Genomic DNA, 13,923 nt, shown 5'->3' on the forward strand with positions numbered 1-13,923 from the left:
TATCGCCCGGAATAGTTATTGATGGTATGAATGTCATCCTTTGGAGTGAGCGCCCAGCACTCACTCAGGCAGCAGCCGGTTACAGATTTACAGGCGCTCGCTCACACAGGACCTTGAGGGCTTCGGTCCAGCTTGGGTGGTCATTCAGGCAAGGCACCAATTGCAGGGTTTCACCGCCAGCCTCCTGGAATTGCTCCAAACCGCGGTCACCGATTTCTTCCAGCGTTTCAATGCAGTCGGCAACAAAGGCCGGGCACATGACCAGCAGGTTTTTGACGCCTTGCTGCGCCAATTCTTCCAGCCGGGCTTCGGTGTAGGGCTCAATCCACTTGGCCCGACCCAAGCGTGACTGAAACGACACCGACCACTGCTCCGACTGCAAGCCCATCGCCTCGGCAAATGCCTGCGCGCTGCGCATGCACTGCGCGCGGTAACAGGTGGCGAGCACTTCAGGCGAGGCAGTCTGGCAGCAATCTGCACCTTTTAAGCAGTGCGCCCCGCTGGGGTCGCGCTTGTGCAGGTGACGCTCTGGCAAACCATGGAAGCTCAAGAGCAAATGGTCGAAGCCTTTATCCAAATATGGCTTGGCGCTGTCGACAAGCGCCGAAATATATTCTGGCTGATCATAAAAGGGCTGCAGAACCGACAACTGTACATCCAACTTCTTCTCGGCGATTACTCGCCGCGCCTCTTCGATCACAGTCGTGGTGGTGCTATCGGCAAACTGCGGATACAGCGGCGCCAAGGTAATCTTGGTAATGCCCTTAGCGGCCAACGCGCCTAACTGCGTCTCAATCGACGGCTCACCGTAGCGCATCGCCAACTCCACGGGTCCTTGGGTCCATTTGGATTGCATGGCCTGCTGCAGACGTTTGCTCAGCACAACCAGCGGCGAGCCCTCTTCCCACCAAATGGATGCATAGGCGTGTGCTGACTGCTCTGGACGCTTGATCAGAATCAACGAGACCAGCAGGCGACGAATCGGCCATGGCAGGTCGATAACATAGGGATCCATCAAAAATTGATTGAGATAGCTGCGCACATCAGCAACTTTTGTAGAGGCTGGCGAACCCAAATTAACCAGTAGCAACGCGTGGTCGGTCATGCAAATTCCTAGTTAGGCCCTGATCAGCAGGGCTCAGTCTGTCGGGTTCAATAAATCCGTTAATGCGACATCTAAATGGGTGAAGCGAAACTCAAAACCGGCATCAGTCAGACGCTTGGGCAGCGCACGTTGGCCGCCCAACAACAGGGTCGACATTTCGCCAAGACCTGCGCGCAGTAAAAAACCGGGGACAGGCAGCAACGTAAACCGATTAACCGCATGTCCCAGTTCATAGGTAAATTCATTGTTGCGCACCGGATGTGGCGAGCACGCATTATAAGGTCCGCTAGCCTGCGGATGCTGCAAGAGAAAATCAATCAAGGCGATTTGATCGCTCAAATGCACCCATGGCATCCATTGTCGGCCGCTACCAATGCGCCCGCCTAAAGCCAGCTTGAATGGCAGCAGCAAGCGCTTCAACATGCCGCCATGAGTCGCCAGCACCAACCCAGTACGCACCAGCACCACCCGCATACCCAATGGCTCAGCCTGCAGCGCTGCGGCTTCCCAATCGGCACAGAGTTTTGCGGCAAAATCGTCGCCTTGCTGGGGCGATTCCTCCGTCAGCACTTGATCTTCACCGTCGCCATACCACCCAACAGCCGACCCCGAAATAAGCACGCTGGGCTTTTGCTCACGCTGCTTAAGCCATGCGACCAACTGATCGGTCAGGGCAATCCGGCTATCGCGCAACAACTGTTTGCGGGCCGCACTCCATGGCTTGTCGGCGATGGGGGCGCCTGCCAGATTAATCACCGCATCAATAGACTCATCGTTAAGCGCTTCGAGTGTCGCCACACCCCGAACCGAATCTCCGCATAGGCCCGAAACCTGCTCAGGCTGACGACTCCAAACACTTAATTGATGCCCATGCGCCGCCCAATAATGGCATAAGCCTTGGCCTATCAAGCCGGTGCCGCCAGTCAGCAAAATATGCATGGCATCCTCCTCGCGCATGAACCTGACACAGAGCTCTTATGTAGCCCAGAGTTAGCTCGTATGAAGCAATTTAACGCCATTTCCGCTGTCTATTTTTGGACAGAGTCTGCGGCGTTTGATTAACAGTGGCTAAGCTTACCGCGTAGCCTGAAAACGGCTCAGCCCATGGGTGTGCTTACCTGATAACTATAGATGAGTCACACCCACAGCATTTAAATCTTATACGCAAAACGAGTATTGTATAGCTTTTAGCCCCAAAAGCGCCTAACGTTTTAGAACATGAGGCAGACCATGAACTCCAGCATCCCCATCGCGATTATTGGCACCGGAATCTCCGGGCTCTCCGCCGCCCAAGCCCTGCAAAGCGCCGGGCACAGTGTTCAGCTTTTCGATAAAAGTCGTGGCAGCGGCGGCCGCATGGCCAGCAAGCGCAGCGACGCCGGCGCCCTCGATTTGGGCGCCCAGTACTTCACCGCCCGTGACCGGCGTTTTGTCGAAGTTGTTCAGCAATGGCATACCCGCGGCTGGGCCAGCCAATGGCAACCCAACCTCTACAACTATCAAGACGGGGTACTCAGCGCTTCCCCAGATGAACAAGTGCGCTGGGTGGGTTCGCCCCGCATGAGCGCCATAACCCGGGCCATGCTGGGCGCACTGCCGGTGCACTTCAGCTGTCGTATTACCGAGGTCTTTCGCGGCGAAGCATTTTGGAGCCTGCAAGATGCCGAAGGTAAAAGTCACGGCCCCTTCAGCCATGTGGTGATTGCTTTACCAGCACCTCAGGCCAGTACGTTATTGGCGGCGGCACCAAAACTTGCAGCGGCGGCGGCAAGCGTTTCGATGGAGCCAACCTGGGCAGTCGCCCTGTCATTCGCAACCCCATTAGACACCCGTGTAGAGGGCTGCTTTGTCCAAGACAGCGCTTTGGACTGGCTCGCTCGCTGCACCAGCAAACCCGGACGCGAAAGCCCAAATGACACCTGGATATTGCACGCTACCAGCCAGTGGAGCCGGCAACATATCGACCTGGCCAAAGAGCAGGTTATCGAGCATTTGCACGGCGCTTTCGCTGAGCTGATCGGCTGCGCCGTGCCGCCGCCTTCATTCACCCTTGCCCATCGCTGGCTCTATGCTCGGCCGTCCGCTGCGCACCAGCTTGGCGCTTTGGCTGATGCCGATCTGGGCCTGTATGCCTGTGGCGACTGGTGCCTGTCCGGCCGGGTGGAAGGCGCCTGGCTAAGTGGCCAGGAAGCGGCGCGCAAGCTGCTCGAGCACCTGCAGTGAGCGCCAGCTTATGACAACTGCCCGCCGTATCAACCCGCAAAAACTGCTGCTGTCAAAATGGACAGCAGCCACACCGCGCAGCCGTGAAAAGCACTTTATTGTTACCGAGCTAATTCGCGATGAAACGGGCCAAGTGCTGCAAATAGAACTGCAGGCCGTCCTCACCAAGCGCATCGAACTGATTGCCTGGCAAGCCCTGCAAAACCAGCAAGATTGGTTAATGGGCTGGAAATAAGCCGCGAATAACACGTGTTAGCCTCGCCGTGAAAACTTGTACAAATATTTGACTTGTACAAGATATGCCTTACGATGAAGTGAAGTTATACAAACCTTATATTTTGTACAACAAATCATCGAAGGTTGGTCATGGCAGATATAACATCAAGCAAACCCAAGATCGCAATCAGCGCCTGCCTGCTCGGCGAACAGGTCCGCTATAACGGCGGGCACAAAGAATCGCGCCTGTGCAGCCGGACCTTGGGTGACTATTTTGATTTCGTCTCGATTTGCCCTGAGGTCGCCATAGGCCTGGGTACACCTCGCGAGCCAATCCGCCTGGTGGGTAATCCTGACGCACCAAGGGCGGTGGGCACAGTCAACAGCGACAATGATGTCACCGACCGTCTGGCCGCCTATGGCCAGCAAGTTGCCGATCAACTGACTGATATTTGTGGCTACATCCTGATGCAGCAGTCGCCGTCCTGTGGCGTGCAAAGGGTCAAGGTCTACCAAGCCGACGGGCGTCCAAGTGAGCCCAAAGGCACCGGCATATTCGCTGCTGAATTTATCGCGCGCCATCCAAACCTGCCGATAGAAGAAGCGGGTCGTTTGAACGATCCGGTACTGCGCGAGAACTTTCTAAGCCGCGTATTTGCCTATGCCGACTGGCAGCACGTGCTGCAAGCAGGACTGACCCGCAAACGCCTGATCGACTACCACTCGCGCTACAAATACCTGCTCATGGCGACCCATCCATTGCAGTACAAGACTCTGGGTCGCTTGCTGGGAAATCTTCGCCAGCAAGACCTGCACACCCTGGCTGCCGACTACTTCAGCCAACTAATGACGGCACTTAAAAGCTGCGCCACCCGCGGCACCCACAGCAATGTATTGCAGCACATCAGTGGTTATCTCAAACAGTCCTTGAGCGCTGAAGAGAAGCAGGAAATGCAATCCCTTATCAGCCAGTACCGCCAAGGTGTGGTGCCGCTCGTGGTGCCATTGACGCTGCTCAAACATCACTTCCGGATGCACCCCGACCACTACATCAATCAACAGGTTTACCTGCAGCCACACCCGGAAAACCTTAGCCTGCGAAATGCCATATGAACCCCTCTATTCAAAATCCTGACGACAACGAATATCAGGTCGCGCTCGCCGATGGTTTCCGGCCCATCCGGGATGTGGCACGCATCACCGGAGTAAACCCGGTGACATTGCGTGCCTGGGAGCGCCGCTACGGTTTAATCGTGCCGCAACGCACGGCTAAAGGTCACCGTTTGTACAGCAAGCAGCACATCAACCAAATCCAGGCGATTCTGCGCTGGATCAACCGAGGCGTTGCGGTCAGTCAGGTCAAAGAGCTGCTAGACAGCGAGACTCCGTTGCTGGCCGTGGCTGGCGAACAATGGGCAGACTCACAATGGGCACAGAAGTGCCAGATGTTGCTTGAGGCCATCAGCACCCTGGCCGAGCGGCGGCTTGATGACATTTTCAATAGTGAGCTGGCGCTGTATCCACCGCAGGTGCTGTGCAAACAGCTTCTATTACCCCTACTGGCTGAGTTGGAACAACGCTGGCATGGCCAGTTTGGCGCTCGGCTTGAGCAGGTATTTTTCTATTCATGGCTGCGCAGCAAACTCGGCGCCCGTCTTTACCACAACAATCGCCAGCAGCATGGCAGTCCATTATTGATGGTCAACTATTCGGACCTGCCGATGGCCCCTGGATTGTGGCTTAGCGCGTGGTTGGCGAGCAGTGCCGAGTCTGCCGTTGAAGTGTTTGACTGGCCGGTGCCGCAGGCCGAGCTGAGCATGGCAATAGAGCAACTTCAGCCACCCGCCGTGCTGCTGTATTCGACCCAGCCGCTGAATCTCAGCCAATTGCCGATGTTGCTTGAAGGGTACGCTGGCACCCTGCTGATCACCGGCCCAACGGTGACTATTCACCAAGCCGAGCTGCAGCCGCTGCTTGTGCAGCACCGCAATTTGGCAATCGCCACAGACCCCGTCGTCGCCCTGCAAGTGCTGGCCGATCGACGCCTGCTACAGGAGGTTTAATGCAGCAGTTGATGTGGTTCCGCACCGACCTCAGGGTGCATGACAACACCGCCTTGGCCGCTGCAATGGCTGAAGGCCCGACGGTGGCTCTTTATTTGCTGAGCCCCGGCCAGTGGCAAGAACATGATGACGCGCCGTGCAAGGTTGACTTCTGGCTACGCAACCTCAGCGAACTGAGCCGCGAGCTAGGCATGCTCAATGTGCCCTTGTTAATTCGCAGTGCCGATCGCTGGGATCAAGCGGCGCCTGTGATAGCCGACCTGTGCCAACAGCTCGACATCGGCCAAGTCCATTGCAATCAAGAGTACGGTGTCAACGAAAGCCGGCGTGACGAGCAAGTGGCACATACCTTGGAAACCCAAGGGATTAGCCTGCGCAGCCAGCTAGACCAGCTGTTTTTTCAACCGGGCAGCGTACTGACCAAAACCGGCACCTACTTTCAGGTGTACAGCCAGTTTCGCAAGGTTTGCTATCAGCGCCTGCATGACAATATTCCCCAGCGTATCCCCAAGCCTGCTGCGCAAACGCCTTTAGCGATCAAGGCAGACAGCGTGCCAAAACAGGTTGAACCCTTTGCAACACCGAGCGAGGCGCTTCAGCAACTCTGGCCTGCCGGAGAGGATGAAGCCATGCGCCGCCTGGCCGAGTTCGCTGACGAGCCGATTACCGACTATCAAACTCACCGTGATATCCCAAGCAAGCCCGGCACCAGCCAGTTGTCTGCCTACTTGGCGGCTGGTGTCATTTCACCGCGCCAATGTTTGCATGCCGCCTTGGCGTTTAATCGCGGTGAATTCGACAGCGGCAATGCGGGGGCGATGACCTGGATCAACGAACTGCTTTGGCGTGAGTTCTACAAGCACATTTTGGTCGGTTATCCGCGGGTTTCGAAACACCGTGCATTCAGGGTCGAAACCGACGCGCTGAAGTGGCGTCAGGCCCCAGAGGAGTTGGCCGCCTGGCAACAAGGCTGCACCGGTATTCCAATTATCGACGCGGCGATCAAGCAGTTGCTCAGCACCGGCTGGATGCACAACCGCTTGCGCATGGTGGTGGCGATGTTTCTGACTAAAAACCTGCTGATTGATTGGCGCGAAGGTGAAGCGTTCTTTATGCGTCACCTTATCGATGGCGACCTTGCCGCGAACAATGGAGGCTGGCAGTGGAGTGCATCGACCGGCACCGACGCCGCCCCCTATTTCCGCATCTTCAACCCTGTCAGCCAGTCGCAACGATTCGATCCCAATGGGCGCTTCATTCGCCAATGGTTACCTGAGCTGGACGCGCTCGACAACAAAGCGATCCATGATCCCTCTGCACTTGGCGGGCTATTTGGCGTGGCTGACTACCCCAGCCCGATGGTCGATTTGAAAAGCAGCCGTGAGCGGGCCATCAACGCGTTCCGGGATTTGCCCAAAAACGTCGAGGAGGCTTTCGTATGAGTGATTTCCTGCGCAACTTCGCCACTGACTTTGCGGCGCTGAACAAACACAACCTTGATCAACTGAATCAGCTGTACAGCGATGATGCGGTGTTTCAAGACCCTTTGCACAAGATCCACGGCCTGGGGAACATTCGCCAGTACTTTGCCGAGCTTTATGCAAACGTCAGCGATTTAACTTTCGATTTTCATGGCATTGATTCGGTTAATAACGGCGAAGGATACCTGCGCTGGACCATGAGCTATCGCCATCCACGCCTCGCCGGCGGCGACCTGATCCGGGTTGATGGCTGCTCTCACCTGCTATGGAACAGCAAGGTTTACCAGCATCGCGACTACTTTGATGCAGGTAGCTTGCTCTATGAGCACTTGCCGGTAATGGGCCGGGTGATCGCCTGGCTCAAAGGCAGGTTAGCCTGATGAACGAACGTCGTTATTGGGTCACCGGTGCCAGCAGTGGCATTGGCGCCGCGCTCGCCGAACTGCTGCTCGGCAGGGGTCACCGCGTTGCGCTCAGCGCCCGCTCCATAGAGCCCCTGCAGGGACTCGCTGAACGATACCCACAACAAGTGCTGGTGCTTGCTGGAGATCTTAGCGATCCCCAGCAGGTTAAGGACATCGCCACGCGCATCAGCTCGACATGGGGTTGGCTGGATACCGCAATTCTCAACGCAGGCACCTGCGAATACCTTGATGCTGCCGAGTTTGATTCAGCCCTGATCGAGCGCGTCATTAAAACCAATGTGTTCGCCACCAGTTACTGCATTGAAGCCGCCCTGCCGTTGCTGCGTAAAAGCCAAAGCCCGCACCTGGTCACAGTTGCCAGTTCGGTCACCTATTTGCCGCTGCCGCGGGCTGAAGCCTATGGCGCGTCAAAAGCCGCGCTGCGCTACCTGCTGGAGTCGCTACGCCTTGACCTGGCCCATGAAGGCATTGATGTAACCCTGGTCAGCCCCGGTTTTGTGGATACCCCCCTAACCCAGAACAACGACTTCCCAATGCCCATGCGGGTATCCGTCGAAACCGCCGCGCAACACATTGCCAAGCGCCTCGACAAACGCCCCTATGAAATTGCTTTTCCGTGGTTATTCATTACCTGCCTGCGGTTACTCGCCAATTTACCCAAAGCTCTGCAGGTTGCCATTGGCAAGCGCATGGCTCGCACCCAGCGGTAAGGATCAAACATGAAAATTGCCATTATCGGCAGTGGTATTTCAGGTCTAACCAGCGCCTATCTACTGAACCGCAACCATCAAGTGAGCGTCTTTGAAGCCGCTGACTGGATCGGTGGACACACCCACACTGTTGACGTTGAAAGTGCCGGTGAACAGTATTCGATTGACACCGGATTTATTGTTTTCAATGACTGGACCTACCCCAACTTCATACGCTTGCTCGGTCAATTGGGTGTGGCCTTCAAACCCACGCAGATGAGTTTCTCTGTCAGCGATCCGGTCAGCGGCACCGAGTACAACGGCAACACCCTAAACAGCTTATTCGCTCAGCGCAGCAATTTACTTTCAATTAAATTCTGGACCATGGTCCGCGATATTCTGCGGTTCAATCGTGAGGCCATCGACGATCTAGACAACCAACGCATCCACCCTGCCACAACCTTGGGTGCCTACTTGCAGGCGGGCGGCTACAGCGACCGGTTCACCGAGCAATACATCGTACCCATGGGTGCAGCGATATGGTCAATGTCGTTGCAGGATATGCTCAACTTTCCGCTGCAGTTTTTTATCCGGTTTTTCAAAAATCACGGTTTGCTGTCGGTCAGTAACCGCCCACAGTGGTGCGTAATTGAAGGCGGCTCAAGCAGTTATATCCAACCGCTAACTGAGTCGTTCAAACAGCATATCCGCCTGAACTGCCCCGTACAGCGGGTGGAGCGCGATGCCGAGGGTGTGAGCATCCATAGCGCAAGCGGTGTGGAGCGCTTCGATAAAGTCATCTTCGCCTGCCACAGCGATCAGGCCCTAAAGCTGCTCGCCAAGCCGAGCATGCAAGAGCAACAGATCCTTGGCGCAATGCGCTACGCCGACAACGACGTGGTGCTACACACCGACACCCGCTTACTGCCGCTGCGACCACTGGCGTGGGCAAGCTGGAACTATCGCTTGGGCGGCCCCGTTGAACAACCGGCCGCCGTGACCTACAACATGAATATCTTGCAGGGCCTAAAGAGTCCCTGCACATTCTGCGTCAGCCTTAACCAGAGCGAACAGATCGACCCCGGTAAAATACTCGCCCGCTACACATACTCCCATCCGCAATACAGCCTCGACGGGGTTGCCGCACAAGCCCGTCATGAAGAGCTGCTGGGCGCTAACCACAGTTACTTCTGCGGCGCCTACTGGGCGAATGGCTTCCATGAAGACGGCGTTGTCAGTGCATTGCGCGTTGCCCGTGACTTCGGCGAGACGCTCTGATGAACAGCGCCCTCTACAGCGGCACGGTGCAGCACCGACGCTTTGCCCCCAAAAAGCACAATTTCAGTTACGCCATGGGGTTTCTCTACCTCGACCTGGATGAACAAGAGCAGGTCCTCGGCTTGTCACGGTTTGCCGGGCGCGGCAGATTTGCCGCCTTTGCATTTCGCGAAACCGACTTTCTTCCGCAGTTCACCCACGCCGGGATTCGTCTGATCGATGCAGTGCGGCTGCGCGTACAACAGGCCACCGGACAACTGCCTGATGGCGCTATCTGCCTGCTCGCCCAACCACGCAGCTGGGGCATAGCCTTTAATCCTGCAAGTTTTTTCTACTGCCACGACCGTGAAGGCAAGTTACTCGCCATCCTCTGCGAGGTGAGTAACACCCCTTGGCGCGAACGCTACCACTACGTGGTGCCCGCCAGTGGCAGCGGCCATCAACGGGTGTCGGTGAACAAAGCCTTTCACGTCTCGCCCTTTTTGCCCCGAGACATTGAGTACCAAATGGTATTCAGCCCGGCGGGTGAACGACTGGGTATTCACATGGCCGACTGGCAAGGCACAGAAAAATTGTTTGACGCCAACCTGAGCCTGACGCGCAGCGAACTTGATCGTAAAAGCCTGCACCGCTACTTACTGCGTTTCCCCTGGATGACCGGCAAAACGGTCGTTGCAATTTACTGGCAAGCACTGCGCCTGCTGATTAAACGAACTCCGCTGTTCAACCATACGCCGGCGACTGACTCATTCAGCATTGCCCGCCAGCAACCGAAGGATGCATCCCATGAAAAGCCCTAGCCTTAGTTCTTCCAAGAGCGCGCTCAAGATGGGCAGCGGCTTTGGAGCTGGTCTGCTGCGCCGCGGGGTGCTACGCCAACTGCAAGGGCTGCGCTATGGCTTTTTGACTGTCATTGAAGACGGCCAACGTCTCGAGTTCGGTGACCCGCTTGCCAGCACCCACGCGGAAATTCATGTCAATGACAGCGCAGTCTGGGGCATGGTTGCCAGCAATGGCTCGATCGGCGCCGGTGAGGCCTATATCCTCGGCCACTGGAGCTCGCCCGACCTGACCGCAGTCGTGCGGGTATTCGTCACCAATCTGGATACGCTCGATGCCATGGAGACCGGTTTTGCCCGTTTGAGTCGGCCCCTCGTGCAGGGCCTGCACTGGCTCAACAGCAACACCCGCAAAGGTTCGCGCAAGAACATTGCTGCCCACTACGATATGGGTAATGAGATGTTCGAGCAATTTCTCGATCCGACCATGATGTACTCGGCGGCGCAATTCTCCAGCGCCGAGGACAACCTTGAGCAGGCGCAGCTGAATAAGCTCGAACGGATCTGCCAGAAGCTAAACCTGCAAGCTCAGGATCACCTGCTGGAAATTGGCACGGGCTGGGGCAGCATGGCGATTTATGCGGCCGTCAATTACGGTTGTAAAGTGACCACCACCACACTGTCCAAAGAGCAATTCGACTATGCAAAGCGGCGCATTGAAGAACTAGGTTTACAGGACCGCATTACCCTGCTGCTGGAAGACTATCGCGACCTGCAAGGCACCTACGACAAACTGGTGTCGATTGAAATGATCGAAGCAGTCGGCCACCGCTTCCTCAGCGACTACTTTCAGCAGTGCGCCAAACTACTCAACCCCAAGGGATTGATGCTGCTGCAAGCGATCACCATCCGTGATCAACGTTATGAGCAGGCCAAGAACAGCGTGGATTTCATTCAACGTTACATTTTCCCCGGGGGTGCATTGCCCTCAATCACCAAGATGCTCGATATCATTACCGACAAGACCGATATGAACCTGCATCACATGGAAGACTTCGGCCTGCACTACGCGCGGACGCTGCGCCTGTGGCACGAGAATCTGCACCAGGCCCGGCATAACCTCGAACAACTCGGTTATGACCAATACTTCTACCGTATGTGGGAGTTTTATCTGTGCTATTGCGAGGGGGGCTTTATCGAGCGCACCATCGGCACGGCACAATTACTTCTGACTAAACCAGCAGCCCAACCCGCCCCCTTACTTGGACGCTTCAATGCCTAAACTGATTGCCAACGCCCTACTCTTTCAGCTTGGCTGGTTAATCTGCGTATTCACAGGCGACAGCTTCTGGCTAGTGATAGTGGCGGGCATACTGGCGGTTCATTTTTTCTGGACCAGCAGTTGGGCCGCGGAAGGCAAATTGCTGATCAGCGTGTTCTGCGCGGGCAGCGCCCTCGACAGTTTTCTGCTGAATATCGGGGTATTCGAGTTTGCCGAACCCCGCACCCTGATACCGCTCTGGTTAGCGCTCATGTGGATATTGCTCGGCAGCACCCTGAATCACTGCCTGGCCTGGACCGCCCAGCCGTGGTGGCGGGCCAGCTTGCTGGGTGCAGTCGGCGGGCCTTTGTCGTACTACGCGGGGTCGCAAATCGCCGACGTACAGTTGCCCCTCGGCACCATGCCAACGCTGTTAATACTGGCCGTGATATGGGCCGCAGTCATGCCATTGCTGCATGCCTTTGCCAAGCTCTATCGCGCCCAATATGAGCAAAGCTTGCGGGTGCGTCGATCGGCTTAAGTCACCAACGCCATCTGGCTGGCGTACACTGCCGGCCATGACCGACTCCAGATTGATCCCGCTGACCCCCTTGCCGCCGCAAACGCCGGAAGCTGAAGCTGTGGCCTGCTCAAATTGCGCTGCGTGCTGCTGCCAGCTGGAAGTCATGTTGATCACTGACACCGGCGTTCCAGAGCGCTTCATCAGCACGGACGATTGGGGCGGTGAAGTGATGCTGCGTCTGGATGACGGCTGGTGCGCCGCCCTGGACCGCGACAGCATGCGCTGCAGCATCTACGAGAAACGTCCGCTGATATGCAGGGAATTCGAGATGGGCTCGCCGGAGTGCATTGAAGAGCGACGCGGCATGGCGACTATTTACCGCTAACCACGAGCCGGCAATCCAGACTGCATGAAAACGCCTGCACTCGTGACGTTTTCACTCACCCTGAGCCACCGACTTTATTGTGAATGGAGCTTAAAAGCTCAAGCGATAATGCAGGGCATAAGACTCAACCCCGTCGTTGGGATTCTTGATCCCGGCGTTGGAGTAGTGAATCGCCCGAATACCCACCTCCTGCCCGGCAAAACGCAGACCCGCGCCAATGCGGTCTTCGAATTGGAAGGCGGTACCCAAATGGTTGCTTTCGATTTCTGTGTTGGCGAACAGGGCCACGCCAATACCCGCTTCAACATAAGGCCGTACGTTTTCACCGGCAAACTCATAAACAAACACGGGCGCAAACGAGACGCTGTGATTGCTTGAAGTCTCATCGCCGTCCCAATAGGTGTAAGCGCCTTCCCAGTAACCGGTCAAACGGCCTACATCGCTCTGCAGCCAGCTTCTGTCAAAGTCGAACTGGGCGCCGAAGCGGTAGGTCGTGGTTGAATCACTGGTTTGTCCAACTGAAAAGCTAAGGTCCGCCGCCTGAGCAGAACTGCTTAATGCCCCCAACACAGCAAATGCTGCAACCACTAAAGAAATCGTTTTTTTCATACCCGTCCTATTTTTAACGAGCCCTGTCCAGCGAGCCTCTGAAAAATAGTGCAGTGGTTTTCAGAGGTTGCTCAGGCCTGTCTGTTTTTTATTAGAACGCCAGTACCTTGGCGTCATTCACCCCGAGCATGGGCAACACAGCCTGCATTTTTTGCGGGTCGGCACTGCACCAAAATTGCTCTTTAACATCAGATGGCCATGCAAGTAAATCGCATTCAACCAATAACCGCTGCAATTGTTTAGCAACGGCGCCCCCCGTATCAATCAGACTTACGTTTGAGGGGACTAACTCGCGAAGCAACGGTTTGATAAAGGGATAATGCGTACAACCCAAGATAAGCGTGTCGCAGCCTTCAGCCAATAAAGGTTCGACATAACGCTCAAGCAAGGCGCGAGTAACAGGGCCGGTGAGATCGCCCGCCTCGATCTGCTCGACCAAACCAGGGCAAGGCTGGGTGATCACGCGCACATCAGCGGCAAAGCGATCGAGCAAGGCGGCAAATTTGGCACTTTTGAGAGTGCCAGTCGTGGCCAACACCCCGACTACACCTGAGCGGGTTGTAGCAGCAGCTGGCTTAACCGCAGGTTCCATACCGACAATTGGCAGATGAGGATACAGCTCGCGTAAATCAGCGGCACCAGCAACCGTCGCCGTATTGCAGGCCAGCACCAGCGCCTTGGCGCCCTTACTCAATAGGAACTGGGCAATTTCGCGGCAGCGCTGGCGAATAAATTCCGGGCTTTTCTCGCCATAAGGCACATGTGCGCTGTCGGCAACGTAGAGCAAGGACTCATTGGGTAACAACTGACGAATCTCAGCCAGGACCGACAGGCCGCCAACCCCTGAATCAAATACCCCAACCGGCGCATTGTTATTCATCGCCCG

At 56.1% G+C, this 13,923-nt stretch carries 16 protein-coding genes; 12 read left to right on the plus strand and 4 right to left on the minus strand.

What is annotated here, in order from left to right:
• Positions 1–79: 79 nt before the first annotated feature.
• Together hemH and AACY09_RS10545 are read right to left on the minus strand one after the other, a co-directional pair.
• Entirely contained in the window at positions 80–1,105 is a 1,026-nt protein-coding gene (hemH, locus tag AACY09_RS10540; RefSeq protein WP_339487775.1) for a ferrochelatase, read from the minus strand.
• 33 nt (positions 1,106–1,138) lie between these two features.
• Positions 1,139–2,044, minus strand: coding sequence for a TIGR01777 family oxidoreductase (locus AACY09_RS10545; protein WP_339487776.1), 906 nt, complete (start codon positions 2,042–2,044; stop codon positions 1,139–1,141).
• Positions 2,045–2,335: 291 nt separating this feature from the next.
• Here AACY09_RS10545 and AACY09_RS10550 point away from each other — a divergent pair, with 291 nt between their 5' ends.
• From AACY09_RS10550 to AACY09_RS10605, 12 genes are all read left to right on the plus strand, one after another.
• The gene (locus AACY09_RS10550; protein ID WP_339487777.1) at positions 2,336–3,328 is read left to right on the plus strand and encodes an NAD(P)/FAD-dependent oxidoreductase; all 993 of its coding nucleotides are present in this window, start codon (positions 2,336–2,338) and stop codon (positions 3,326–3,328) included.
• A gap of 10 nt (positions 3,329–3,338) precedes the next feature.
• Positions 3,339–3,563 carry a TIGR02450 family Trp-rich protein gene (locus AACY09_RS10555; protein ID WP_339487778.1) on the plus strand — a complete coding sequence of 75 codons (225 nt, stop codon included), beginning with the start codon at positions 3,339–3,341 and terminating at the stop codon, positions 3,561–3,563.
• A 131-nt stretch (positions 3,564–3,694) separates the two neighbouring features.
• Positions 3,695–4,657 carry a YbgA family protein gene (locus AACY09_RS10560; protein WP_339487779.1) on the plus strand — a complete coding sequence of 321 codons (963 nt, stop codon included), beginning with the start codon at positions 3,695–3,697 and terminating at the stop codon, positions 4,655–4,657.
• The gene (locus AACY09_RS10565) at positions 4,654–5,607 is read left to right on the plus strand and encodes a MerR family transcriptional regulator (RefSeq protein WP_339487781.1); all 954 of its coding nucleotides are present in this window, start codon (positions 4,654–4,656) and stop codon (positions 5,605–5,607) included. Before AACY09_RS10560 ends, AACY09_RS10565 begins: the two co-directional genes overlap by 4 nt.
• Positions 5,607–7,049, plus strand: coding sequence for a deoxyribodipyrimidine photo-lyase (gene phrB, locus AACY09_RS10570; protein ID WP_339487783.1), 1,443 nt, complete (start codon positions 5,607–5,609; stop codon positions 7,047–7,049). The genes AACY09_RS10565 and phrB overlap by 1 nt, the downstream gene beginning before the upstream one ends.
• Positions 7,046–7,468, plus strand: coding sequence for a nuclear transport factor 2 family protein (locus AACY09_RS10575; RefSeq protein WP_339487784.1), 423 nt, complete (start codon positions 7,046–7,048; stop codon positions 7,466–7,468). Before phrB ends, AACY09_RS10575 begins: the two co-directional genes overlap by 4 nt.
• A complete protein-coding gene (locus AACY09_RS10580; RefSeq protein WP_339487786.1) occupies positions 7,468–8,223 on the plus strand; it encodes an SDR family NAD(P)-dependent oxidoreductase in 756 nt (251 codons plus the stop codon). Before AACY09_RS10575 ends, AACY09_RS10580 begins: the two co-directional genes overlap by 1 nt.
• 9 nt (positions 8,224–8,232) lie before the next feature.
• A complete protein-coding gene (locus AACY09_RS10585) occupies positions 8,233–9,480 on the plus strand; it encodes an NAD(P)/FAD-dependent oxidoreductase (RefSeq protein WP_339487788.1) in 1,248 nt (415 codons plus the stop codon).
• Complete coding sequence (locus AACY09_RS10590) at positions 9,480–10,280, plus strand: DUF1365 domain-containing protein (RefSeq protein WP_339487789.1); 801 nt, start codon at positions 9,480–9,482, stop codon at positions 10,278–10,280. The genes AACY09_RS10585 and AACY09_RS10590 overlap by 1 nt, the downstream gene beginning before the upstream one ends.
• On the plus strand, positions 10,267–11,541 hold the full coding sequence (locus AACY09_RS10595; protein WP_339487790.1) for a cyclopropane-fatty-acyl-phospholipid synthase family protein: 1,275 nt from the start codon (positions 10,267–10,269) through the stop codon (positions 11,539–11,541). The genes AACY09_RS10590 and AACY09_RS10595 overlap by 14 nt, the downstream gene beginning before the upstream one ends.
• Positions 11,534–12,061: a DUF2878 domain-containing protein gene (locus AACY09_RS10600; protein WP_339487792.1), complete on the plus strand. Its 528-nt coding sequence runs from the start codon at positions 11,534–11,536 to the stop codon at positions 12,059–12,061. The genes AACY09_RS10595 and AACY09_RS10600 overlap by 8 nt, the downstream gene beginning before the upstream one ends.
• A 37-nt stretch (positions 12,062–12,098) precedes the next feature.
• On the plus strand, positions 12,099–12,428 hold the full coding sequence (locus tag AACY09_RS10605) for a YkgJ family cysteine cluster protein (RefSeq protein ID WP_339487794.1): 330 nt from the start codon (positions 12,099–12,101) through the stop codon (positions 12,426–12,428).
• 90 nt (positions 12,429–12,518) lie between these two features.
• Here AACY09_RS10605 and AACY09_RS10610 read toward each other — a convergent pair whose 3' ends face one another.
• Both AACY09_RS10610 and murI read right to left on the minus strand, forming a co-directional pair.
• Positions 12,519–13,037, minus strand: coding sequence for an acyloxyacyl hydrolase (locus tag AACY09_RS10610; protein WP_339487796.1), 519 nt, complete (start codon positions 13,035–13,037; stop codon positions 12,519–12,521).
• 91 nt (positions 13,038–13,128) lie between these two features.
• On the minus strand, positions 13,129–13,917 hold the full coding sequence (murI, locus tag AACY09_RS10615) for a glutamate racemase (protein WP_339487799.1): 789 nt from the start codon (positions 13,915–13,917) through the stop codon (positions 13,129–13,131).
• Between the last annotated feature and the right edge of the window lie 6 nt (positions 13,918–13,923).

This window comes from Pseudomonas sp. EL_65y_Pfl2_R95 (assembly GCF_963971045.1).
Classification (GTDB): Bacteria; Pseudomonadota; Gammaproteobacteria; order Pseudomonadales; family Pseudomonadaceae; genus Aquipseudomonas.

What these genes read in the sequence shown, in the direction of transcription:
- AACY09_RS10595 (WP_339487790.1), top strand. Translation starts at nt 10,267, where the DNA reads ATGAAAAGCCCTAGCCTTAGTTCTTCCAAGAGCGCGCTCAAGATGGGC.
- hemH (WP_339487775.1), bottom strand. Translation starts at nt 1,105, where the DNA reads ATGACCGACCACGCGTTGCTACTGGTTAATTTGGGTTCGCCAGCCTCT.
- AACY09_RS10585 (WP_339487788.1), top strand. Translation starts at nt 8,233, where the DNA reads ATGAAAATTGCCATTATCGGCAGTGGTATTTCAGGTCTAACCAGCGCC.
- AACY09_RS10560 (WP_339487779.1), top strand. Translation starts at nt 3,695, where the DNA reads ATGGCAGATATAACATCAAGCAAACCCAAGATCGCAATCAGCGCCTGC.
- AACY09_RS10605 (WP_339487794.1), top strand. Translation starts at nt 12,099, where the DNA reads ATGACCGACTCCAGATTGATCCCGCTGACCCCCTTGCCGCCGCAAACG.
- AACY09_RS10590 (WP_339487789.1), top strand. Translation starts at nt 9,480, where the DNA reads ATGAACAGCGCCCTCTACAGCGGCACGGTGCAGCACCGACGCTTTGCC.
- AACY09_RS10565 (WP_339487781.1), top strand. Translation starts at nt 4,654, where the DNA reads ATGAACCCCTCTATTCAAAATCCTGACGACAACGAATATCAGGTCGCG.
- AACY09_RS10555 (WP_339487778.1), top strand. Translation starts at nt 3,339, where the DNA reads ATGACAACTGCCCGCCGTATCAACCCGCAAAAACTGCTGCTGTCAAAA.
- phrB (WP_339487783.1), top strand. Translation starts at nt 5,607, where the DNA reads ATGCAGCAGTTGATGTGGTTCCGCACCGACCTCAGGGTGCATGACAAC.
- murI (WP_339487799.1), bottom strand. Translation starts at nt 13,917, where the DNA reads ATGAATAACAATGCGCCGGTTGGGGTATTTGATTCAGGGGTTGGCGGC.
- AACY09_RS10600 (WP_339487792.1), top strand. Translation starts at nt 11,534, where the DNA reads ATGCCTAAACTGATTGCCAACGCCCTACTCTTTCAGCTTGGCTGGTTA.
- AACY09_RS10550 (WP_339487777.1), top strand. Translation starts at nt 2,336, where the DNA reads ATGAACTCCAGCATCCCCATCGCGATTATTGGCACCGGAATCTCCGGG.
- AACY09_RS10545 (WP_339487776.1), bottom strand. Translation starts at nt 2,044, where the DNA reads ATGCATATTTTGCTGACTGGCGGCACCGGCTTGATAGGCCAAGGCTTA.
- AACY09_RS10610 (WP_339487796.1), bottom strand. Translation starts at nt 13,037, where the DNA reads ATGAAAAAAACGATTTCTTTAGTGGTTGCAGCATTTGCTGTGTTGGGG.
- AACY09_RS10580 (WP_339487786.1), top strand. Translation starts at nt 7,468, where the DNA reads ATGAACGAACGTCGTTATTGGGTCACCGGTGCCAGCAGTGGCATTGGC.
- AACY09_RS10575 (WP_339487784.1), top strand. Translation starts at nt 7,046, where the DNA reads ATGAGTGATTTCCTGCGCAACTTCGCCACTGACTTTGCGGCGCTGAAC.